Origin of the sequence: Kribbella sp. NPDC023855 (genome assembly GCF_040639475.1) — a bacterium.
In the GTDB taxonomy this organism is placed as follows: domain Bacteria; phylum Actinomycetota; class Actinomycetes; order Propionibacteriales; family Kribbellaceae; genus Kribbella.
The window spans coordinates 84,955-106,376 of record NZ_JBFAAA010000010.1; the positions used below are offsets into that span (position 1 = coordinate 84,955).

Genomic DNA, 21,422 nt, shown 5'->3' on the forward strand with positions numbered 1-21,422 from the left:
CACCTCGCTCCGGGGTGGGCTCCAGCACCTCGCCTCGCCGGAGTGCGGCTCCGCCGTGGCCACCTCCGCGCGTAACACGCACCACCTCAGTGGTTACTGGCTGGGGTGGGGATTGTGTGGAGGGTACGGAAGGGGGAGGCGAGGAGCCAAGTGGTGCCTAGGAGGGTGGCTGCGCCGGACAAGAGGAGAGTGGGGCGCAGGCCTAGGGCGGTGGCGGTCAGACCGCCTAGGAGGCTGCCGATGGGGGCGGCTCCCCAGGCGACGAAGCTCATGGTGGCGCTGACTCGGCCCTGGAGGTCTGGTGGGCACAGGCGTTGGCGGGTGCTGATCGCCAGGATGTAGCTGACGATGATGCAGATCGCCGCGAGCAGGGTGCCCAGCACGTACCAGGTGAGTCCCCAGCCGGGTCCGGTCAGTGCCTGCATCGTGAATGCCACCCCGATCCCGGCCGACGCCAGTACCAGGGTGCGGGCATCACCAAGAAGCCTGCTCAGCCGCTCGGTGAACCATGAGGCCGCCAGCGCGCCCAGCAAGCCGACCATGCTCAGCAGGCCGATCGTGCTCGGCGACAGGTGGATCTCCCGCACCAGGAACACGATCATCACCGCCCCACTCGCCGCCTGGAACAGCATGGTCGTCGTGGTGTTCAACGCGATCGGCCGCAACAGCGGATGCCGGAACACGTACTGCAGCCCTTCACCGATCTCCCGCCGCAGGTTCGGCCGTTCCGCCGGCGCCGGCCGCGGTTCCGGAGTACGGATCGAGCGGAGCCACAGGGCTGACCACAGGAAGCCGACGGCGTTGAGGCCGAGCGTGACGGCTGCACCGATCCACTGCACGAGGAAGCCGCCAGCACCGGCTCCGGCGATCGCAGCGACGGAGTGGTTGGCAGCGAGCTTCGCGTTGCCCGGCAGCAACTGTTCAGGAGCGAGCAACCGCGGCGGGTAGGAGCTGTGCGCCACGTCGAACAGCACAGTCAGCAGACCAGCCACCGCCAGTACGACGTACAGCTGCGTGAGAGTCAGTACTCCGAACCACGCCGCGACCGGGATGGACCCGAAGAGCACCGCCCGACCCAGGTCCGCAGCGACGAGCACCGGCAGGCAGCGGACTCGATCAACCCAAGCGCCCGCGAAGAGTCCGATCAGGAGCCAGGCCGCCGTCTCGCAGGTGCGCAGTAGCGAGACCTGCAGCGTAGAAGCGTCCAGGACCAGTACTGCGAGCAGCGGCGCGGCCATCATGCCGAGTCGGCTGCCGAGTTGGCTCAGCAGGTCCGCGGTCCACAGGCGGCGGAAGTCGGGGTGGCGAAGGATGCCCGGCGGCGTGGGGCCGGACCCGTCGTCAGCGGGAGGCGTCATGAAGCCGACGGTAGGACGCAGACTTGAGCCTTGTCGACTCAATGTCAACAAAGTTGAGCCCCTTCGACTCAAGTTTGCGACGCGCGGGAAATCTCTCGAAAACTGTCGGCGAAGTCCGCCAGGATGACCTGCATCACATTCCTGGAAGGAGCGGCTGCGATGGCTGCAATCGAGGCGACCGGCCTCGTGAAGACGTTCAAGGCCCGCAAGAACACGGTCAAAGCGCTCGACGGAATCGACCTGGAGGTGCCCGAAGGCACCGTGCTGGGCCTGCTCGGACCGAACGGCGCGGGCAAGACCACCACGGTCCGGGTGCTCACCACGCTGATGAAACCGGACGCGGGCAGCGCGCGCGTGCTCGGCCACGACGTGGTGAAAGAGGCCGACACCGTGCGCAGCCTGGTCGGGCTGTCCGGCCAGTACGCCGCGGTGGACGAGCTACTCACCGGCCGGGAGAACCTGTGGATGTTCGGCCGGCTCTACCGGCTGAACAGCGCGCAGGCCAAGCAGCGGGCCGACGAACTGCTCGAGATCTTCGACCTGACCGACGCGGCCGACCGGATCCTGAAGACGTACTCCGGTGGCATGCGCCGCCGGCTCGACCTGGCCGGTTCGCTGATCGCGCACCCGAAGGTGCTGTTCCTGGACGAGCCGACCACCGGGCTCGACCCGCGCAGCCGGCTCGACCTGTGGAAGATCATCCGTGACCGGGTCAGCGAGGGCGTGACGATCCTGCTGACCACGCAGTACCTGGAAGAGGCCGACGAGCTGGCCGACACGATCGCCGTGGTCGACCACGGCTCGGTGATCGCCCGCGGTACGGCGGACGAGCTGAAGGCCAAGGTCGGTGGTGAGCGGATCGAGCTCGTGGTGAGCGAGCCGGACGAGACCTATCGGGCGCTCGAGCTGCTGACCGCGGCACTGGAGATCACCGACCCGGACGCGACCACGCTCGAGCAGCACAGCAAGCGGGTGACGATGCCGGCACCGGGCGGCTCGGACGCGCTGGTCACAGTGATCCGCACGCTCGACGGTGCCGGGATCCGGATCGCCGACATCGGTCTGCGCCGGCCGACGCTGGACGACGTGTTCCTCAGCCTGACCGGCCACGTGACCGACAACCCCGACACGGCCACCGACGAGGACCAGGCCGGCTCCGCGAAGAAGAAGGTGAAGTCATGAGCACGACCGGTACGCCGGTAAAGGTGAGCCCGATCGGCCGGGCCGTCTCGGATGCGGGCATCCTCGCCTGGCGGAGCCTGAAGCGCATCCCGCGGACTCCGGACATGCTGATCTACGCGACGATCCAGCCGATCATGTTCGTGCTGCTGTTCGCGTACGTCTTCGGCAACGCGATCCCGATCCCTGGGTTCCCGGGGGCGCGGGCCTACCGGGAGTTCCTGATGTCCGGGATCTTCGCGCAGACGATGGCGTTCGCGGTCGCCTCGGCCAGCGTCGGGCTCGCCGACGACATGTCCAAGGGGCTGATCGACCGGTTCCGTTCGCTGCCGATGGCGCGCTCGGGAGTGATCGCCGGCCGGGTAATCGGTGATGTCGTCTTCAACGCGTTCGTCATGCTGGTGATGGTGATCTGCGGCTTCATCGTCGGATGGCGCTGGCACAACGGCCTGGGCAACGCGCTGGCGGCGTTCGCGATCCTGCTGCTGTTCGCGTTCGCCATGCTGTGGGTCGGCGCGCTGATCGGCCTGTCGGTCGGCGGCCCGGAGGTCGCGGCCTCAGCCGGCCTGATCTGGCTGTTCCCGTTGACGTTCCTCTCGAACGCCTTCGTGCCGACACCCAACCTGCCCGGCGGTCTGCAACCGGTGGCCGAGTGGAACCCGATCTCCTCGATCGTCGCCGCCTGCCGCCATCTGTTCGGCAACCCGAGCCCGTTCGCCAGCCCTGACGGCTTCCCCGCCCAGCACCCGGTCCTGCTCTCGCTGATCTGGTGCACCGTCATCATCGCCATCTTCGCCCCACTGGCCGTCAACAAGTACCGCCGAGCCACGGGTCACTGACCCCGCAGTACCGGCTCGGACGTAGTACCGGGGCAAAGAAGAACCCCGGGGACCGATGGTCCCCGGGGTGCCTTTCAGGAAGCGGTCAGGCTTTGAAGGGGACCGCGGCGACGATTTCCACCGTGACGGGCTTGCCGTTCGGGGCCTCGTAGGTCGCCTTCTCACCCTTCTTCTTGCCCAGGATGGCGGAGCCGAGCGGGGACTGCGGGGAGTACACGTCGATGTCGACCGAGGTGTCCAGCGCGAGCAGCTCGCGGGAGCCGAGCAGGAACGTCTCGACGTCGTCGTCACCGGCGAACTTGATCGAGACCTTCATCCCGGGCTCGACCTTGCCGCCGGCCTTCGGGGTCTCGCCGACGCGGGCGCGACGCAGCATGTCCTCCAGCTGCCGGATCCGCGCCTCCATCTTGCCCTGCTCGTCCTTGGCGGCGTGGTAGCCACCGTTCTCCTTGAGGTCGCCCTCGTCCCGCGCCTCGCTGATCCGCTGGGTGATCTCGGACCGGCCGGGACCCTTCAGCTCCTCGAGCTCGGACTTCAGCTGGTCGTAACCATCCTGTGTCAGCCAGACAACGCTGTCCTCGTCGATCTTCTGCGTCACGGGCTGCTCCTTTGTCGATGGGATGGGTAGAAAAGCAACAGGGCCGCCGTCGTCGACGGCGACCAATCCACTGAGCGTAGCAAGACTGCGCTCAGAACCCCACAGTTCTTCGCCCCCGCAAACACTTGGCAAACGTTTACCGACGCTGCCGAGGTAATCGTTTGCCCTGTCACAGTGCCTTCCGGTGCCGGCCGGCGGCGCGATCCTCAGTTCGGCCGGTGGGCGTCGGCCGTAGTACAGCCGACCAGTACGACGGCCGTCGCGGCCCGCTGAGTCGTCAGGGTCGCGTCGATGGCTTGCTGGCGGGGCGAATCGGCGGCCACCGTCACGGTGATCTCGCCGACGATCGAGAAGTCGGCCGCCTTCGCCTGCAGCCGGCACTGCGCCTCGACCGACTTGGACCGGTCGACCTGGATCGTCGCGGTCGCCGAGGTCGGTGAGGTGATCCGGAAACCCAGCAGGCGTGAGGAAACCGGCGGGTTCGACTGGATCAGCGCGACCCACAGCAGCCAGACCAGCGCGACCAGGGCGAGCGCGCCGATGACGCCGAACAGCAGCGGCTTGCGGCCGCGGCCGGTCCGTCCGTAGCGGGCGTCCAGGGCGGCGCTCCGGCTGCCGGTCGGGGCGGCAGGGCGTGGGTCGGTCACTGGTTCTCCTCGGGCTTGGAGGACCATTGTGTCTTGTGACCGAAGATCTTCGCCTGCTGCATGTCCATGCCCACCCCGATGACGAGTCCAGCAAGGGCGCCGCGTCGACCGCCCGCTACGTCGCCGAAGGCGTCGATGTGATGGTCGCCACCTGTACCGGCGGGGAGCGCGGCTCGATCCTCAACCCCAAGATGGACCGCCCGGACGTGCTGGCGAACATCTCCGAGATCCGCCGCCAGGAGATGGACGCGGCCCGCGAGATCCTCGGGGTCCGGCAGGAATGGCTCGGCTGGGTCGACTCCGGGTTCCCCGAGGGTGACCCGTTGCCGCCGCTGCCGGAGGGCTGCTTCGCCTCGCTCAAGGTGGAGGACGCCGCGGCACCGCTGGTGAAGCTGATTCGCGAGTTCCGTCCGCAGGTCGTCACGACGTACGACGAGAACGGCGGCTACCCGCATCCCGATCACGTGATGTGCCACCAGATCACGGTGGCGGCGTTCGAGGCGGCCGGCGACCCGGACGCGTACCCGGAGCTCGGTACGCCGTACCAGCCGCTGAAGCTCTACTACCACCACACCTTCCACCGCGAGCGGATGAAGGCGCTGCACGACGCGATGCTCGCGCGCGGGCTGGAGTCGCCGTACGCGGACCGGCTGAAGGACTGGAAGCCGGACCCGGAGAACGAGAAGCGGATCACCACCCGGGTCGAGTGCGCCCAGTACTTCGAGGTGCGCGATCGCGCGTTGCTCGCGCACGCCACCCAGATCGACCCCGACGGCGCGTGGTTCGCAGTACCGCTGGACGTTCACCAGCAGGCCTGGCCGACCGAGGACTACGAGCTGGCCCGCAGTCTGGTGGAGTCCGAACTGCCGGAGGACGACCTCTTCGCGGGGCTGCGCTGACGGCGGGAGCAGACGGTGAGACACTGGCAAGGTGACAGCGATGAGCCCACTCCTGAGCATCAGTCTCCCGGCGACCGAGATCGACCCGAACTCGGTGCGTCCCGGATGGGTCGCGCTGCTGATCGTGCTCGCGCTGGGTGCCGCCACGTTCCTGCTGTGGCGCAACATGGCCAAGCAGCTGAAGCGGATCGACTTCGATCCGGACGCTGGTGCGCGCGACCGAGCACCGTCCGACGTCCCGCCGACCACCTCCCCGGCCGGGGCGGACGCTGCCGAGCCGAAGACGACGGACAAAGCCACTGACGCGGACCGCCCGGTGGACCATCCCACCAACTGACGCTGCTCACCGCGTGTAGGCAGCGCCGGGAGTTGGTGCCTGGGGCAACGGTCGGGGCCGGCGGCGCGGGGCCGGGATCGCCGAAAGTCACGCTCTGGCAACCGTTTGCGCCGGTCTGATCACGAGATGGTGTCGTGCCGGGACACTGTTAGACAGCTCACCTATAGTGTGCGCGTGTCCATCCATGGCCCTGAGGGCGGGAACGCTCTGTGACCGCGACCCGCGCCGCCCGGCATCGTATGCCCGGACGTCTGGTCGCGGGTGGTGCAAGCGCTGTCCTGGTCGCCGCGGCGGCGATGGTGATCGCTCTCTACGCGTCCGGCAGCGAGCCGACGGGTGAGGTCGGAGGACTCGGCGGGCCCAGCGCCCTCACCGAGTGGCTGCTTCCGCTGTCCCGGTTGCTCGCCACGATGGCCACCGTCGGCTGCGCCGGCGCCTTGCTGGCAGCGGTCGTCCTGCTGCGGACCGACGGCGGACCGCTCGGTCTGCAAGGCCGGCGGGCGATCCGGGACGCCAGCAACTCCGCGATCATCTGGGCTGTCGCCGCACTGGCCGGCGCGATTCTGACTGCCGCGATTCTGCTGAACACCCCGGTCGACCTGCTCCGCCTTCGCCTGGACGACGCACTCGGCGTTCCCGAGGTGAAGGCGCTGCTGATCACCACCATCCTGGTGGTCGCGCTGGCCGTCGGCATCCGTCGCGTCGAAACGTCCTCGGCCGCCGGACTCGGCGTACTGGTGGCGATCGCCGCCCTCGTCCCACCCGCGCTGACCAGCTATCCCCGCAACGAGTCGTACGTCGTCCTCGCAGGCGCGGCCCTCGTCATCCACGTGATCGCGGCGACCAGCTGGGTCGGCGGCCTGGCCGGCCTGGTCCGCTACGGCCGGGCCAGCCGCAACGGTCTCCCACTCGTCCTCGAACGCTTCAGCCAGGTCGCGCTGGCTTCCTCGATCGCCGTCCTGCTCAGCGGCCTGATCAGCGCGGCCGGCCGCCTCGCCGCCAAGGGTGGTGGCTTCGGCTCGGTCCTCGACGTGCTCACCTCGGACGCGTACGGCGGCCTCCTGCTCGCCAAAACCGTCGCCTTCGTCGCCCTCATCATCGGTGGCTGGTTCCACCGCCGCCACACCATCGCCAACCTCGACACCACCGGCCACCGCTTCTGGCAACTGGTCGGCACCGAACTCTTCATCATGGCCGTAGCCATAGGCCTCTCGGTCGCCCTCGCCCAGACCACCTGACCCGTTGGCCTAGTGTGCTGAGCACACAAGGACAAGGGGTGGGCGCCGTGACCGAAGTACAGAGCCAGGTCAGTTTCGACATTCTGGCCGGCGATGACGAGCTGGGCCTCGATCGGTTGACGACAGAGCTCGAGGCGGAACTGTCAGAGGTCGGCGAGGTGTCCAGGCTGGTCGGCGAACCGAAGCTTGGGGCCAAGGGGGACGTAGAGCCTGCCGTGCTGAACGTGCGGACGGGCGTCGACCCGGAACAGATCGAGGCTTTGGTCCGGGTGCTCACCGGTTTTGCCAGGCGCCACAAGGATCGCGGTGTGTACGTTCAGCTCGATGGCTACGAGATCAAGCTCGACCATGCCTCGGCCGAGCAGGTCGACGATCTGATCGCCACGTTCCAGTCAGCTGTCCACCGGCACGAGAGCTGACGACTAACGTTGGGGTATGGCCTCCAACGAGCTTGGTAAGTCCACTTCTCCGTATCTCCGGCAGCACGCTGACAACCCGGTGCACTGGCGGGAGTGGTCGGAGGGGGTGTTCGCGGAGGCGCGGGAGCGGGATGTTCCGGTGTTCTTGTCGGTGGGCTACTCGGCTTGTCACTGGTGTCATGTGATGGCGCACGAGTCGTTCGAGGACGAGGCCACGGCCGCCTATCTGAACGAGAACTTCGTCTGTGTGAAGGTCGACCGCGAGGAGCGGCCGGACGTGGACGCCATCTACATGCAGGCGACCGTCGCGATGACCGGGCACGGTGGCTGGCCGATGTCGGTGTTCCTGACGCCGACCGGGGAGCCGTTCTTCTGTGGGACCTACTTCCCGTCCGAGCCGCGGCACGGGATGGCGAGTTTCCGGCAGGTGCTGGAGTCGCTGGTCAACGCGTGGCAGACCAAGCGAGCGGACATCGACAAGGTCGGCCGCTCGGTCGTCGAGCAGCTCGGTGCGCCGGCGGCAGCCGCCGAAGGGTCCATCGGCGCGGAGACGCTGGAACGCGCAGTCGCGTTGCTGAAGGTCGACTTCGATCCCGTCGACGCGGGCTTCGGGAGAGCGCCGAAGTTCCCGCCGTCGATGGTCCTCGACTTCCTGCTCCGGTACCACCGGCGGACAGGGTCGGCCGAGGCTCTCCAGATGGTCAGCCAGACCTGTGAGCGGATGGCGCGCGGTGGCATGTACGACCAGCTCGCCGGCGGATTCGCGCGGTACAGCGTGGACGGGCAGTGGGTGATCCCGCATTTCGAGAAGATGCTGTACGACAACGCCCTGCTGCTCGACGTCTACACCCACTGGTGGGCGATCACCGAGGAGCCACTGGCGCAGCGGATCGCCATCGAGACCGCCGACTTCCTGCTCGCCGAGTTGCGCACCCCCGAGGGCGGCTTCGCCTCCGCGCTCGACGCCGACACGGAAGGCGAAGAGGGCCGGTACTACGTCTGGACGCCTGAGGAGCTCCGCCAGTTGCTCGGCGACGACGCCGACTGGGTGATCGACCTCTGCGACGTCACCGGCACGTTCGAGCACGGCACGTCCGTTCTCCAGTTGCGCCAGGATCCCGACGATCCGGCTCGCTGGCAGAGGATCAGGTCGGTACTACGCGACGCCCGTCGCGCCCGGACGTATCCCGGGCGCGACGACAAGGTGGTCGCCGCGTGGAACGGCCTTGCGATCACGGCTCTTGCGCGCGCGGGCGTAGTACTGGAGAAGCCGGAGTATGTCGAGGCTGCGGTGAGGGCGGCCGAATTGGTCCGGGAGGTTCATCTGGATCAGGACGGGATCCTGCATCGGACATCTCGGGACGGGCAGGTCGGTGGCGCGCACGGTGTGCTGGAGGACTATGCCGCGTTCGCACAGGCGTGCCTGACGTTGCTGGGTGTCACGGGCAACAGTTCGTGGCTGGAGCTGGCGCAAACCTTGCTGGACCGGGTGCTGGATCAATTTGTTGCTGACGGCACCTTCTATGACACGGCGGGGGATGCGGAGGCGCTGGTCTGGCGGCCGCAGGATGCGACGGACAATGCGAGTCCATCTGGTGTGTCGCTGGCAGCCGAGGCGTTCACCACGCTCGCGTCGGTGACCGGATCGGCCCGCTATGAGGACGCTGCGCAGCAAGCACTGCAGTTGTCCGCGGCCATCGCCGGCCGAGCGCCGCGCTTCGCCGGTCGAGCTCTCGCCGTTGCTGAAGCGATCGCCGCCGGTCCGCTCGAGATCGCCATCATCGGCAGCCCTTCGGGCCGCCCCGAGGGTGAAGAAGCAGGCGCCGGGTTGTTGCGGGTGGCAATGGTGGAGGCGCCTTGGGGGACTGCGATCGCTACCGGGTTGCCCGGTTCGAACGTTCCACTGCTGGCGGGTCGTGGGCTCGTCGATGGGAGCCCCGCGGCGTACGTGTGTCAGAAGTTCACCTGCCGGCTTCCGGTCGTGTTGCCGGAAGACCTTCGCCGTGAGTTGAGGGCTGCTCGCTGACAACCTGCGTCAGTGCGGGTTTTCCCTGTCGTTTCGCCGGAATCTCTTGACTCTTGGGGTCCTGGGGGCCAGAGTCCTCCCTCAGTCGGATGTAACAGAATTCGCATGTCCTGATACGTAGTGTCACAAGTGAGCAGTGGCACTGCTGGGCCAGAAGCATCCGGCGTCCCCAATTGAATTGGTCGTTGCGCCCAAACAGCGACCACACCGTGAGGAGATGTTGTCTTGAAACGACTGACATCAGCAGGGGCGGTGGCCATCGTCGCAGCAGCGGGAATGGCCGGAGCTTTCACAGGATCGCCCGCAGGAGCCGCCAACCGTACGGCTCCGCTCCCGGCATCCGGCTTCAACCAGCCGGCCGCCGTCCAGGCCGAACAGGCGCTGACCGCGCAGACGGCCGCAGCTCTCGGTCTGGCGGGCGGTGAGGTACTGCAGGTCCGCGACATCGTCAAGGACGCCGACGGTACCGAGCACGTGCGCTACGACCGGACGTTCAACGGCCTGAAGGTCATCGGCGGTGACCTGATCGTGGAGCGCAAGAGCAACGCGATCAAGAAGGTGGTCTACAACCGCGGCGCGAAGGCCGTCGGGGTCGCCTCCACCAAGCCGTCACTGTCCCAGGCCGCCGCCCTGGCCAAGGGCTCGAAGTCAGCGAACTTCAAGGCCACCAGCAACAAGGGGACGCTGGTCGTCTTCGTCGGCACCGCCAAGCCGGTGCTGGCCTACGAGGTCGTCACCTCCGGCGTCAAGGCCGACCAGACCCCGTCGGTGCTGCACTCGATCATCGACGCCAAGACCGGCGCCGTGCTCGAGCAGGACGACGAGATCAAGACCGGTACCGGTAACTCGATGTACTCCGGCCAGGTCAGCATCGGGACGTCCGGCAGCTACACGATGTCGGACCCGAGCCGCGGTGGTAACTACACCACCGACCTGAACGGCGCGACCTCCGGTAACGGCACCACGTTCACCGATCCCGACGACACCTGGGGCAGCGGCACCACCGCGAACCGCCAGACCGCTGGTGTCGACGCGCACTACGGTGCCCAGCTGACCTGGGACTACTACAAGAACGTTCACGGCCGCAACGGCATCTTCAACAACGGCCAGGGTGCGCGGTCCCGCGTGCACTACGGCAACGCGTACGTGAACGCGTTCTGGGACGGCACCCAGATGACGTACGGCGACGGCTCGGGCAACGCCCGGCCGCTGACCTCGATCGACGTGGCCGGCCACGAGATGAGCCACGGCGTCACCGAGGCGACCGCCAACCTGAACTACTCCGGTGACGCGGGCGGCCTGAACGAGTCCACCTCGGACATCTTCGGCACCGCGGTCGAGTTTGCCGCGAACAACACGTCCGACCCGGGTGACTACCTGATCGGCGAGAAGATCAACATCAACGGCAACGGCACGCCGCTACGCTACATGGACAAGCCGTCCAAGGACGGCCGCAGCGTCGACTGCTGGTCGACCAGCACCGGAGGCATGGACCCGCACTACTCCTCCGGCCCGCTGAACCACTGGTTCTACCTGGCCTCCGAGGGCACCGGCAGCAAGGTCATCGGCGGCGTCACGCACAGCAGCACCGCCTGCAACGGCGCCACCATCACCCCGGTCGGCCGCGACGTGGCGGCCAAGGTCTGGTACCGCACGCTGAGCACCAAGCTGACCTCCGGCAGCAACTACAAGGCCGCCCGCGAAGGGGCGATCAACTCCGCCAAGGAGCTGTACGGCGCGGACTCCGCTCAGTGCAAGGGCATCCAGGCTGCCTTCGACGGCATCTCGGTCCCGGCCGGCGCGGCCGTCTGTGGCGGTGGCACCGACCCGGAGCCGCCGACCGGTACCAACCTGCTGAAGAACCCGGGCTTCGAGTCCGGCGCGGTGGACTGGACCGGCACCACCGGCCCGATCACCAACAACACCGGCCGCCCGGCGCGGACCGGTAGCTGGAAGCTGTGGCTGCAGGGGAACGGCACCACCACGAGCGAGAACGTGAGCCAGTCGGTCAGTATCCCGGCGACGGCGACCAGCGCCACCCTCTCGTTCTGGATCCGGATCGACACTGCCGAGACGACCTCCTCGACCGTGTACGACACCGCCAAGGTCCAGATCGTCGACGGCGGCACCACCACCACGCTGGCGACGTACTCGAACCTCAACAAGAACACGACGTACACGCAGAAGACCTTCAACGTGACGGCGTACAAGGGTAAGACGATCTCGGTGAAGTTCCTCGGCAACGAGGACTCCTCGCTGCAGACCAGCTTCGTCATCGACGACACGTCGCTGGCCACCAGCTGATCACAGCACCCAGATAGTCCCGCTTCAACAAGCCCGGGGCGTACGGCCTCCGCCCAGGCCGTACGCCCCGTCTGTTTCTCCGCACCACCGCCCTTGTGAGGCAAGGAGTCCCCCCATGCGCAAGTCCCCTCTGATCGGCGTCCTCGGCACCGCCCTCGTCGCTGCCGCCGTCCTCGTCCCCGGCAGCTCCGCCCAGGCTGTCGTCTCGCCCGACATCTCGGTCACCAACGCCAAGGCCCACCTGGACCAGCTCCAGTCGATCGCCACCAGCAACGGTGGCAACCGCTACACCGGCCGCCCCGGCTATCTCGCGTCCGCCAACTGGGTGAAGTCCAAGCTCGACGCGGCCGGCTACACCACCTTCCTGCAGTCGTTCTCCACCTCGGCCGGTACGTCGTACAACGTGATCGCGGAGTGGCCGTACGGCGATGCGAACCACGTCGTGATGGCCGGCTCGCATCTCGACAGCGTCAGCTCCGGTCCCGGCATCAACGACAACGGCTCGGGCAGCGCGGGTGTGCTGGAAACCGCGCTGGCGTACGCCGCCAGTGGCCAGGTGCCCAAGAATCGTTTGCGATTCGGCTTCTGGGGAGCCGAAGAGCTCGGCCTGCTCGGCTCGAAGTACTACGTGAACAGCCTGTCCTCGGTCGAGCGCGACAAGATCGAGCTCTACCTGAACTTCGACATGATCGCCTCGCCGAACCCGGGCTACTTCGTCTACAACGACAACCCGGCCGGCAACGGCGCGCGTGACGACCTGACCAGCTACTTCACCAGCAAGAACATCCAGACCGAGTACATCGACGTGCAGGGCCGCTCCGACCACGCGGCGTTCCGGTCGCTCGGGATCGCCACGGCCGGAACGTTCTCCGGTGCCGAGGGCACCAAGACGTCGGCCCAGGCGACCAAGTGGGGAGGCACGGCCGGACAGGCTTACGACCCCTGCTACCACCGCTCGTGCGACACCATCAACAACCTCAACCTGACGTCGCTGGACCGCCAGATCGACGCGATCGGTCACATGGTCTGGAACTACGCGCAGAAGGACTACGGCACGACCGAGCCGCCGACCGGTGACAACCTGCTCCAGAACCCGGGCTTCGAGTCGGGCGCGGTGAACTGGACCGGCACCACCGGCGTGATCACCAACAGCACCTCCAAGCCGGCCCGCACCGGCTCGTACAAGGCATGGCTGCAGGGCAACGGCAGCACCAGCACCGAGAACATCGGCCAGTCCGTCACCATCCCGGCGTCGGCGACCGCTGCCTCCCTGTCGTTGTGGGTTCGCATCGACACCGCGGAGACCACCACCTCGACCGTCTACGACACCGTGAAGGTGCAGGTGGTCGACGGTACGACGACGACCACGCTGGCGACGTACTCGAATCTCAACAAGTCCACGTCGTACGTGCAGAAGACGTTCAACGTCCTTGCCTACAAGGGCAAAACGATCACGGTGAAGTTCGTCGGCGCCGAGGACTCGTCGTTGCAGACGAGCTTCGTGATCGACGATGTCGCGGTGTCCGCCGGCTGAACGGCTAGACCGGCTTGCAGCGGTTGCCGGGTTTGGTGGCTTCGGTGAGCAGCGTGCTCACCGGGGCCACCATCGGCTTCAGCTTCGGGTCCTCCAGCCGGGCCAGTCCTCCACCGGCCGACACCGCGATGATCATGTCGTCGGGGTGACGCACCGTCGGCTTGGTGATGCCGACCGAAGCCCAGTCGACCTGCTTGATCGCTGTGGTGAGTTCACCGAGCAGACCGGGCTCCAGCTTGCACTTCGACGGATCCTTGCCCATCGAGGTGACGGTGACGATCCCGTCGGCGCCCACCACGACCGTGTCGTTGAACCCGGCGAAACCGCCCGTCCGGGTGACCGTGAACGGCAACGGGCCGGCGCTGGGCGTCGCGCTCGGAGTACTGGTGATCGGTGTAGTCGCTCCGGGCAGAGGCGGCGTACTGCCCGCCCCTGGGTCGGATTCGTCGCCACACCCGGCCAGGGCCAGGGTGGCGGTGGCTGCCAGTACTGCGAACCGAAGGTGTCTCACACCCTCATGCATACCCACCAATCGGCTGACGGCAGACTTCGTGCATGGGCTGGTACACGAATGTCATCCGCTCGTTAGGGCATCGGCCGGTCTTCGCCACGGTCGGTCGCGCTGCGGTACCGGTCGATCGCTGGCTGCAACAGAAGACCGGCGGGCGCATCATGATCCTCGGCCGGCTCGCCCTGCCCACTTTGCTGCTGACCACGCGAGGACGGAAGTCCGGCCTGCCGCGGACTGTGCCGCTGCTCTACGCGCCCGACGGCGACAACTTCGTCGTCACTGCCTCGAACTGGGGACAGGAAAACCACCCGGCGTGGTCGGGCAACCTGCTCGCCTGCAAGGAGGCGACGGTCGCCCTGCCGGGTGGACGCCAGATCCCGGTCCGCGCAGCCCTGGCAGAAGGGGCTGAGCGGGACCGGGTCTGGCCTCTGGTGACCCGGGTCTGGCCTGCCTACGACACGTACGTCGAGCGCAGCGGCCGTGCGATCCGGGTCTTCGTCTTGACTCCTGTCTAGTTCCGCAGGCCGATGTTCACGTAGTACGACTGGCCGTCGTCCAGAGTCACACCGATCCGGTAGTAGAACCCGCCACCGCTCGTCTTCCAGTTGTAGATGTACTGCCCGGTGTCGAGACGGTAGGTGCTGCCGCTGTCCGCCGGAGCGGCGTACAGGCTCTCGTCGACCGGCAGGCCCATCGCGGCACCCTTGGCCGGGGTCGGCCAGACCGGCGCGGTGTTGGCCAGGACCACGGTCCCGTTGGCCTTCTTGAGCTGGAACTTCGCCGGTACGGTGCTGCCGCCCTTGAAGACGCTGATCGACGTACCGACCTGGTGGGCGGTGTCGTTGATCGGCTGCAGGAACCCGTCGAACCGGTAGACCACCTTGTAGGTGCCGGTCGTCGTCGCCTTGTTGCCTGCGGCATCGGTTGCGGTCGCGGTGTAGGAGAACGTCCCGACACCGTTGGCAGTTCCGCCGGTCACCGTCACCGTGCAGGTGGCGAGGCCGGAGAAGCTGTCGGTCGCGGTGCAGGTGGCTGCCGGTGCGGAACCGAGCACGTAGTAGCCGCCGGCGACGTTGACGTCGGTGATGGTCGGGAGTTCCTTGTCGATCTTGATCCCGGCCAGCGTCGTGCTGGCGCTGTTCCCGGCCTTGTCGGTCGCCGTACCGGGCGCCGAGTTGGTGCCGTTGTCCGTCAGCGTCACGTCGTCAGGACAGGTGGCGATCCCGGACAGTGCGTCGGTGCAGGTGAAGTGCACGCCCACCGGTCCGGTGTACCAGCCGTTGCTGCCGAGTGTGCCGCTGACGATCGCCGCGGTGATGCTCGGCGCTGTCTTGTCGAGCCGGACGGTGGCCGAGTCGGTACCGATGTTGCCGGCCGTGTCCTTCGCCGAGCCGTTGACGACCTGGCCGGAGGTCTCGGTCGACACGGTCACCGGTGCGGTCACCGTCGCGACGCCGGATCCGGAGTCGTCGTCCTTGGCAACGAACGTCACGGTGACGTCGCTCTTGTTCCAGTCGTTGGCGTTCGGCGCCGGGGCGATCGTGTGGGTGACGGTCGGAGCGATGTTGTCCCACTTGAGCGCGACCGAGTTGGAGGTCTCCGCGTTGCCCGCGTTGTCGACCGCCCAGTAGGTGACCGTGCCGGCGCCGCTTCCGTCGAGCGGAACGCTGAGGGTCTTGGTGGCTCCGGCCGCAACCTGCTCGGCGCCGCCGTCGATCTTGTAGTGGAGTTCCTTCACCCCGGACAGGCCGGTCTGGTCCGTCGCGGTGAGCAGGACGTTCGCGGTCGAGCCGGTGCACCAGCCGTTGACCTTCGTGCACTGGTTGTTGGAGGTCGTGCTGGGTGCGGTGCCGTCGATGTTGATACCACCGATGGTCTTGCCGGCGCTGTCGTTCCCGGCCTTGTCACTGGCGGGATCGCTGGTGACGCTCTGGTTCGCGCCGTCGCCGGCGATCGCCTTGCTGGTCGGGCAGGACGCCACTCCGGACAGGGGGTCGGTGCAGCTGAAGTCGACGATCACCTGGTCGCGGTACCAGCCGGCGCTGTTAGGGCTGCTGGTCGGGCCGCCGGTGACCACCGGTGCCGTGCGGTCGATCTTGATGCCGGTCACCGAGGCGGTCTTCTGGTTGCCCGCCTGGTCGGAGATCGCGGCGGATGCGGTCAGGTTGCCGCCTTCGCCGGTGATGACACTGTTGGCCGGCTGGGTCGCCGGGTCGATACCGGACAGGCCGTCGTCGCCGGACCAGGCGATGGTGACGTCGTCGCGGTACCAGCCCGCGCCGTTGCCGTCGGTGGTCGGGGCTCCGGTCAGCGAAGGCGCGGTCTTGTCGATGCTGATCTTGTCCACCGTGGTCGAGCTCTTGTTACCGGCCACGTCCTGGGCGTCGCCCTGGACCGACTGGTCCTTGCCCTCGCTGCTGACGATCGCGTCCGGCCCACAACCGAGGATCCCAGCGATTCCGGAATCCGCGTCGGAGCAGGTGAAGGTCACACCGACGTTGGTGTTGTTCCAGCCATTGGCGTTGGCGACCGGGCTGCGGCTGCCGACGATCACCGGCGGTACGAGGTCGACCTTGACCTCGGTCGTCTTCTTGGCCTCGGCGTTGCCGGCCAGGTCGACGCTCCAGTAGGTGATGGTGTGGCTTCCGGTCGACAGCTCCGCGGAGAAGGGTGCGCCGTAGGTCTGCGCGGCGCCACCGTCGATCTGGTAATAGGTCGCCGCGATGCCCGACTCGGCGTCGTCGGCGCTGAACGCGACCGGGATGCCGCTGGTGACGAACCAGCCGCTGGCGGGCGAGATCGGGTTGATCACCGTCGTGATCGGCGCGTTGCCGTCGATCTTCAGCTCGATGCTGTTGAGAGCCTGGTCCTCGACGTTGCCGGCGACGTCCGTGCTCCAGTAGCTGATCGTGTGCGAACCCTTGGTGGCAAAGGAGAACGGGCCGCTGTAGGTCTGCGCGGCACCACCGTCGACGCTGTACTGCGTGGCGCCCACGCCGGACAGCGAGTCGTGGCCGGTCAGCGTGACCAGGACGGCATCGGCGTACCAGCCACTGGCCAGCGCGTCCGGTACTGCGACAGTCGTGGTGGGCGCGGTGCGGTCGATCTTGATGCCCGTCACGGTCTTGGTCGACGTGTTGCCTGCCTTGTCCGTGCAAGTCGCCGTCGAGGAGAGGTCATCGCCTGCGCCGGTGACGGTGTCGTTCGCCGGTCCGGTCGCGACGCCCGAGCGTGCGTCCGTGCACGACCAGGTGACGGCGACGTCGTCGGTGTGCCAGCCCCCCGTGTGGCTGGCGCTCAGGACCGGTCCGGTCTTGTCGACGTTGATCCCCGACACTCCGGCGGTGGCGCTGTTGCCGGCCGCGTCGGTGGCTGTTCCGGTGGCCGACTGGTTGGTGCCTTCACCGAGTACCTTCGCGGGCGACGTGCTCGCGATACCCGAAAGCGCATCGGCTGCCGAGAAGGCGACGGTGACGTCGTCGTTGTACCAGCCGTCGTCGTTCGCGGCCCGGTCGGCGTTTGCGGTGATGGTCGGGTCGGTCTTGTCGATGCTCACCACGGCGGTGTCGGTCGCGGTGTTGCCGGCCGTGTCGGTCGCCGTGCCGACGACCTGCTGGCCGGCACCCTCGGTCGACTTGGTCGCGGCCGGGCTGCAGCTGGCCACGCCGGAGCCGGCGTCGGTGCAGTCGAAGGTCACTGTCACGTTCTGGTTGGTCCAGGCGCCGTCGGTGTAACCGGACGGAGTGAACGAGTGGCCGATCGACGGTGCCGTCTTGTCGATCTTCACGTGCGCGGTCCGGACGGCTTCGGCGTTGCCGGCCTTGTCCGTGCTGAAGAAGGTGACGGTGTGGTCGCCCTCGCTGGAGAGGGTGAAGGTGGTGCCGGGCTGCGGAGCGCCACCGTCGACGACGTACGTCGTACCGGCGACTCCGGACAGGTTGTCGGCGGGGGAGAGGGCCACGGTGACGTCACCGTTGGTCCAGGCGTTCGAGGTGCCGCTGATGCCGGTAGTCGGCGCGGTCCGGTCGATCTTGACCAGGGCACTGTCGGCCGCGGTCGTGTTGCCTGCCTTGTCACTGACGGATTGGCTGGCCTTGAGGGCCGCGCCCTCGCCGGTGATCGTGCTGTTGGCCGGCGCCGCGGACTGGAGGCCGGACAACGCGTCCGAGGCGCTCCACCCGATGGTGACGTCGCCCTTGTACCAGCCGAACGCGTTGGCCGCTGTGGTCGGCGTACCGGTCAGTGCCGGTGCCGTCTTGTCGATGTTGATGTTGCCCACTGCGGTGCTTGCGGAGTTGTCGGCGTTGTCCACCGCGCTACCGGGCACGGACTGGTTGGCGCCTTCGGTGGAGAGCAGGACGGACCCGCCGCCGGTGCAGCTCTTGATGCCGGACAGCGTGTCGGTACAGGTGAAGCCGACGGTGACGTCGGTGTTGTTCCAGCCGAACCCGTTGGCAGCCGGAGCTCGGCTGCCGGAGATGGTCGGGCTGGTCTTGTCGAGCTTCACCAGCACCGCGCCGTTACCGACGTTGCCGAGACGGTCTGTAGCGGTCGCTGTCTTGGTGATGCCCGCAGTGTTGGTATTAACGGTGTCGGTCGCCGGGGTCGGGCCGGAGCTCACTCCCGAGCCGGCGTCGGAGGCCGACCAGGTGATCGCGGCGTTGGCCTTGTTCCAGCCGGCCGCGTTGGGCGCCGGTGCGACCGCTGCGGTCAGCGTCGGTCCGGTGTTGTCGAGCGTGTACGAGGCCTGGCCGCCGACGGCCGAGCCGGTGCACTTGCCCTGTCCGTTGAAGGCCGCGGTTGGCGCGATCGTCACGGCCTGCGTGCCGTCTCCGGCGCCGGCGGTCGTCGCGAACGTCCAGGTGCTCTTCGCTGTGTTGGATGTCTGGTGGCTGACGAACGCGCCCGCAACGTCGACACACTGCGTATCACTGCTGGTGGTGACTGTCAGCGTCACGGTCGCGCCCTGCTTGGCGTACAGCGTGCCGCCGGACGAGACCGTGCCGGCGCCTCCGGTGAAGACGGCGGTGGTGACTGTCGAAGCCTGGGCGGGAAGGACGAGACCACCCACGATCAGGGCGGTGGCGGCGGCCGTGGCCGCGGCGCCAGAGGCCGCGAGACGACGGCGGCCTCGGAAGTAGTTGGACGTGGTGCGCTGACCGGGCATGCGTGGACCCCCCACAGATCGGGAAGGTGCCGGTTTCGCCATTGCTCCCCGCCGGGCCCCTGTTGGCGACCAAATAGCCCCGGCGGATCAACGCTCACCCCCGTGGCTACCCAACGTAGCCACGGCGCCTACTGTGCCCCACGATTTTAACGATCGGTAGTCGTCAAGTGTTCATCCTTCTAAACGGTCCGTTCGATCACCGTCGAGACCAGGTCGACCAGCGCTCGGGTCAGGCGAACTCGCTCCTCGAAAAGCTCGAGACCGCACTCGGTTTGCTTGCCCAACTGCTCCAGCGGCAGCGCGGTGAAGGTTGCCCGGACCATCAGCGAGCCGAGGTAGCCGTACAGCACCTCGTCCTCGGCAACGATCATGCCCTCCGCGGCCACTCCGTCCAGGAACCCCCGGAAGATGATCGTGTGGATCGTGGGCAGTTCCTCCGCCGCCACCTCGCCGGCATGCGCCAGGCCCACCAGGAGCTGGCCCAGGTCGAACCCGATGGCCTGGGGACAGTCGAAACCCCAGTCGATCACAACGAACTCGTCCGGATTGTCCTTCGGCACCAGCAGATTCTGCGGACTCGCATCCCCATGCTGATACGTCTGCGGCAAAGCATCCAGCCGATCCAGTACTGCGGGCAGCCGGCTCCCCAGGTCGAGCAGCTCGTCCCGAAGCCCGTGATCGCCGGTTGCGCAGACAGCCTCGGCCAGCAGCGGGTGACGCCAGGTCTGGTCGTCGGCCAGCAACGGGAGTGCGCCCATGATGACTCGGCCGTTCGCGTAGTACCGCAGGCCGGCCCCGGGTTCGTGCACGTTGGCCCGGGGGAGGAGTGGCTCGACAAGGTGAGCCTGGCGACGGGCCGACAACTGGCCGATCAGGTAGGCCGCGTGCTCGAAGCGCCCGAGCGGCCAGGCACCGGGCGCCTGGTCGACGTCTTCCATCCACAGGGTCGCCCGGTCGTCGTCGTACTCGGTGATCCGGTACATCGCGGGCAGTCGCAGTCCGTCCGGCAGCAGGGTCGCGATGTTGCTCCGGTGCGCCGCGATCTCGAGTTCCCAGGGCAAGTTGTCGACGAAGTGTTCGCGGAACGGTTCCGGGACGAGGTGGATCAGTGGCCAGTGCCGGGCCGACCGGAGCTTCTTGACGAAGGTGGACCACTCGACGGTCCGGCCGGCGACGGTCGCGGTGCCGGCCACCCGGAGGAGTTGCTCGGTGCTCGGCGTACCGATCTCGTAGTCGACCGGTTCGACCCGCGCGGAGAGCGGGTGAGCGTCGGCGCTGCCGGTGACTGCGCGGACCAGCTCGGCCAGGGCGGCGTCGTCAGGTGTGTCCCGGCCCAGTGCGGACAGGCTGGTGATGGTGGTGATGTCCATGGGTCCCCCCCGGCGTTCTGCGGTGATGGTTCGAGGATGCACCCAGAACCTTCAGCTCACCTTCAGATCGCCTCGACGGGCCCCTGAATCAGCCCGCCCTGAGTCAGCCCGCCCGGATCAGCCCGCCCGGTAGGTGGCGATGCTGACGGCGATGTAGTGGCAGATGAACGCGGCCACCGTGCAGGCGTGGAAGATCTCGTGGAAGCCGAACCACAGCGGGGACGGGTTCGGCCGCTTGGTGCCGTAGATGACCGCGCCGATCGAGTAGAGCCCGCCGCCGACGGCCAGCAGGCTCACCACGGCCGCGCCGCCCAGCTGGTAGAAGTCACCCATCCAGAAGATCGCCACCCAGCCCAGGGCCAGGTAGATCGGGGTGTAGAGCCAGCGCGGGGCGCCGACCCAGAAGATCCGGAACAGGATGCCGATCAGCGCGCCACCCCAGGCCAGGCTGAGCAGCAGGATCCGGTCGTTGCCGCGCAGCAGCACGACGCCCAGTGGGGTGTAGGTGCCGGCGATCAGCAGGAAGATGTTGCTGTGGTCTAGCCGGCGCAGGATCGCCTCGCCGGTCGAGCCCCAGTAGAACCGGTGGTAGAGCGCGGAGATGCCGAACAGCAGCATCGAGCCCAGCGTGTAGACGGCGGCGGCCCAGCGGGCGCTCGAGGTCGGCGCGAGACAGATCAGCACGATGCCGGCCGCGGTCGCGAGCGGGAAGGTGCCGGCGTGCAGCCAGCCGCGCAGTTTGGGCTTCAGCGGCGAGAGCTTGTCGCTCAGCCGGCCGTGCTCGTGCTCGTGCGGAGTGGCATCGGTCGGGGTGCTGGCTGCGGTCCTGGCCGTCATCGCCGTCCTCTCGCTGGGCGTTCGTAAATCCTTACGCAACCGTAACCTACGGGACCGTAGGTTGGGTCCTCCCCACGGATGAAATGTAGGCGAGATCACCGGCACGGACACAGCCTCCCCGGAGTGTCCGATGCACGAAGTCCGGCAAAAGTTCGATCC

At 67.6% G+C, this 21,422-nt stretch carries 17 protein-coding genes; 10 read left to right on the plus strand and 7 right to left on the minus strand.

The annotated features are described in order from the left end of the window. Positions 1–86 precede the first annotated feature (86 nt). Entirely contained in the window at positions 87–1,358 is a 1,272-nt protein-coding gene (locus AB0F51_RS29270) for an MFS transporter (RefSeq protein WP_360285066.1), read from the minus strand. 159 nt (positions 1,359–1,517) lie between these two features. Here AB0F51_RS29270 and AB0F51_RS29275 point away from each other — a divergent pair, with 159 nt between their 5' ends. Together AB0F51_RS29275 and AB0F51_RS29280 are read left to right on the plus strand one after the other, a co-directional pair. Next, positions 1,518–2,540: an ATP-binding cassette domain-containing protein gene (locus AB0F51_RS29275; protein WP_360285067.1), complete on the plus strand. Its 1,023-nt coding sequence runs from the start codon at positions 1,518–1,520 to the stop codon at positions 2,538–2,540. Beyond that, positions 2,537–3,376, plus strand: a complete 840-nt coding sequence (locus AB0F51_RS29280; RefSeq protein WP_360285069.1) for an ABC transporter permease — start codon at positions 2,537–2,539, stop codon at positions 3,374–3,376. Before AB0F51_RS29275 ends, AB0F51_RS29280 begins: the two co-directional genes overlap by 4 nt. 85 nt (positions 3,377–3,461) lie before the next feature. Here AB0F51_RS29280 and greA read toward each other — a convergent pair whose 3' ends face one another. Further along, the gene (gene greA, locus AB0F51_RS29285) at positions 3,462–3,974 is read right to left on the minus strand and encodes a transcription elongation factor GreA (RefSeq protein WP_360285071.1); all 513 of its coding nucleotides are present in this window, start codon (positions 3,972–3,974) and stop codon (positions 3,462–3,464) included. Positions 3,975–4,180: 206 nt separating this feature from the next. Beyond that, positions 4,181–4,621: a DUF4307 domain-containing protein gene (locus AB0F51_RS29290; protein ID WP_360285073.1), complete on the minus strand. Its 441-nt coding sequence runs from the start codon at positions 4,619–4,621 to the stop codon at positions 4,181–4,183. 35 nt (positions 4,622–4,656) lie between these two features. Between AB0F51_RS29290 and mca the strand changes: the two genes are divergently transcribed. From mca to AB0F51_RS29325, 7 genes are all read left to right on the plus strand, one after another. Further along, positions 4,657–5,520 carry a mycothiol conjugate amidase Mca gene (gene mca, locus AB0F51_RS29295; protein WP_360285074.1) on the plus strand — a complete coding sequence of 288 codons (864 nt, stop codon included), beginning with the start codon at positions 4,657–4,659 and terminating at the stop codon, positions 5,518–5,520. Positions 5,521–5,560: 40 nt separating this feature from the next. After that, complete coding sequence (locus AB0F51_RS29300; RefSeq protein ID WP_360285076.1) at positions 5,561–5,857, plus strand: hypothetical protein; 297 nt, start codon at positions 5,561–5,563, stop codon at positions 5,855–5,857. 209 nt (positions 5,858–6,066) lie between these two features. Next, the gene (locus tag AB0F51_RS29305) at positions 6,067–7,095 is read left to right on the plus strand and encodes a CopD family protein (protein WP_360285078.1); all 1,029 of its coding nucleotides are present in this window, start codon (positions 6,067–6,069) and stop codon (positions 7,093–7,095) included. 47 nt (positions 7,096–7,142) lie between these two features. Beyond that, positions 7,143–7,514, plus strand: a complete 372-nt coding sequence (locus AB0F51_RS29310) for a hypothetical protein (RefSeq protein ID WP_360285080.1) — start codon at positions 7,143–7,145, stop codon at positions 7,512–7,514. Between the two features lie 16 nt (positions 7,515–7,530). Further along, complete coding sequence (locus tag AB0F51_RS29315) at positions 7,531–9,540, plus strand: thioredoxin domain-containing protein (RefSeq protein WP_360285082.1); 2,010 nt, start codon at positions 7,531–7,533, stop codon at positions 9,538–9,540. Between the two features lie 225 nt (positions 9,541–9,765). Then, positions 9,766–11,844, plus strand: a complete 2,079-nt coding sequence (locus AB0F51_RS29320) for a M4 family metallopeptidase (protein ID WP_360285084.1) — start codon at positions 9,766–9,768, stop codon at positions 11,842–11,844. Positions 11,845–11,959: 115 nt separating this feature from the next. Continuing rightward, positions 11,960–13,378 carry a M28 family metallopeptidase gene (locus tag AB0F51_RS29325; RefSeq protein ID WP_360285085.1) on the plus strand — a complete coding sequence of 473 codons (1,419 nt, stop codon included), beginning with the start codon at positions 11,960–11,962 and terminating at the stop codon, positions 13,376–13,378. A gap of 4 nt (positions 13,379–13,382) precedes the next feature. Here the strand turns inward: AB0F51_RS29325 and AB0F51_RS29330 are convergent, their stop codons facing one another. After that, on the minus strand, positions 13,383–13,889 hold the full coding sequence (locus AB0F51_RS29330; RefSeq protein WP_360285087.1) for a hypothetical protein: 507 nt from the start codon (positions 13,887–13,889) through the stop codon (positions 13,383–13,385). A 44-nt stretch (positions 13,890–13,933) separates the two neighbouring features. Between AB0F51_RS29330 and AB0F51_RS29335 the strand changes: the two genes are divergently transcribed. Then, positions 13,934–14,404, plus strand: a complete 471-nt coding sequence (locus AB0F51_RS29335; RefSeq protein WP_360285088.1) for a nitroreductase/quinone reductase family protein — start codon at positions 13,934–13,936, stop codon at positions 14,402–14,404. Here AB0F51_RS29335 and AB0F51_RS29340 read toward each other — a convergent pair. From AB0F51_RS29340 to AB0F51_RS29350, 3 genes are all read right to left on the minus strand, one after another. Further along, a complete protein-coding gene (locus AB0F51_RS29340; RefSeq protein WP_360285089.1) occupies positions 14,401–19,056 on the minus strand; it encodes a PxKF domain-containing protein in 4,656 nt (1,551 codons plus the stop codon). The two genes, AB0F51_RS29335 and AB0F51_RS29340, sit on opposite strands and share 4 nt — an antisense overlap. Before the next feature lie 179 nt (positions 19,057–19,235). After that, entirely contained in the window at positions 19,236–20,426 is a 1,191-nt protein-coding gene (locus AB0F51_RS29345) for a phosphotransferase (protein WP_360285090.1), read from the minus strand. Between the two features lie 117 nt (positions 20,427–20,543). Further along, entirely contained in the window at positions 20,544–21,263 is a 720-nt protein-coding gene (locus tag AB0F51_RS29350) for a hemolysin III family protein (protein ID WP_360285091.1), read from the minus strand. Positions 21,264–21,422 lie beyond the last annotated feature (159 nt).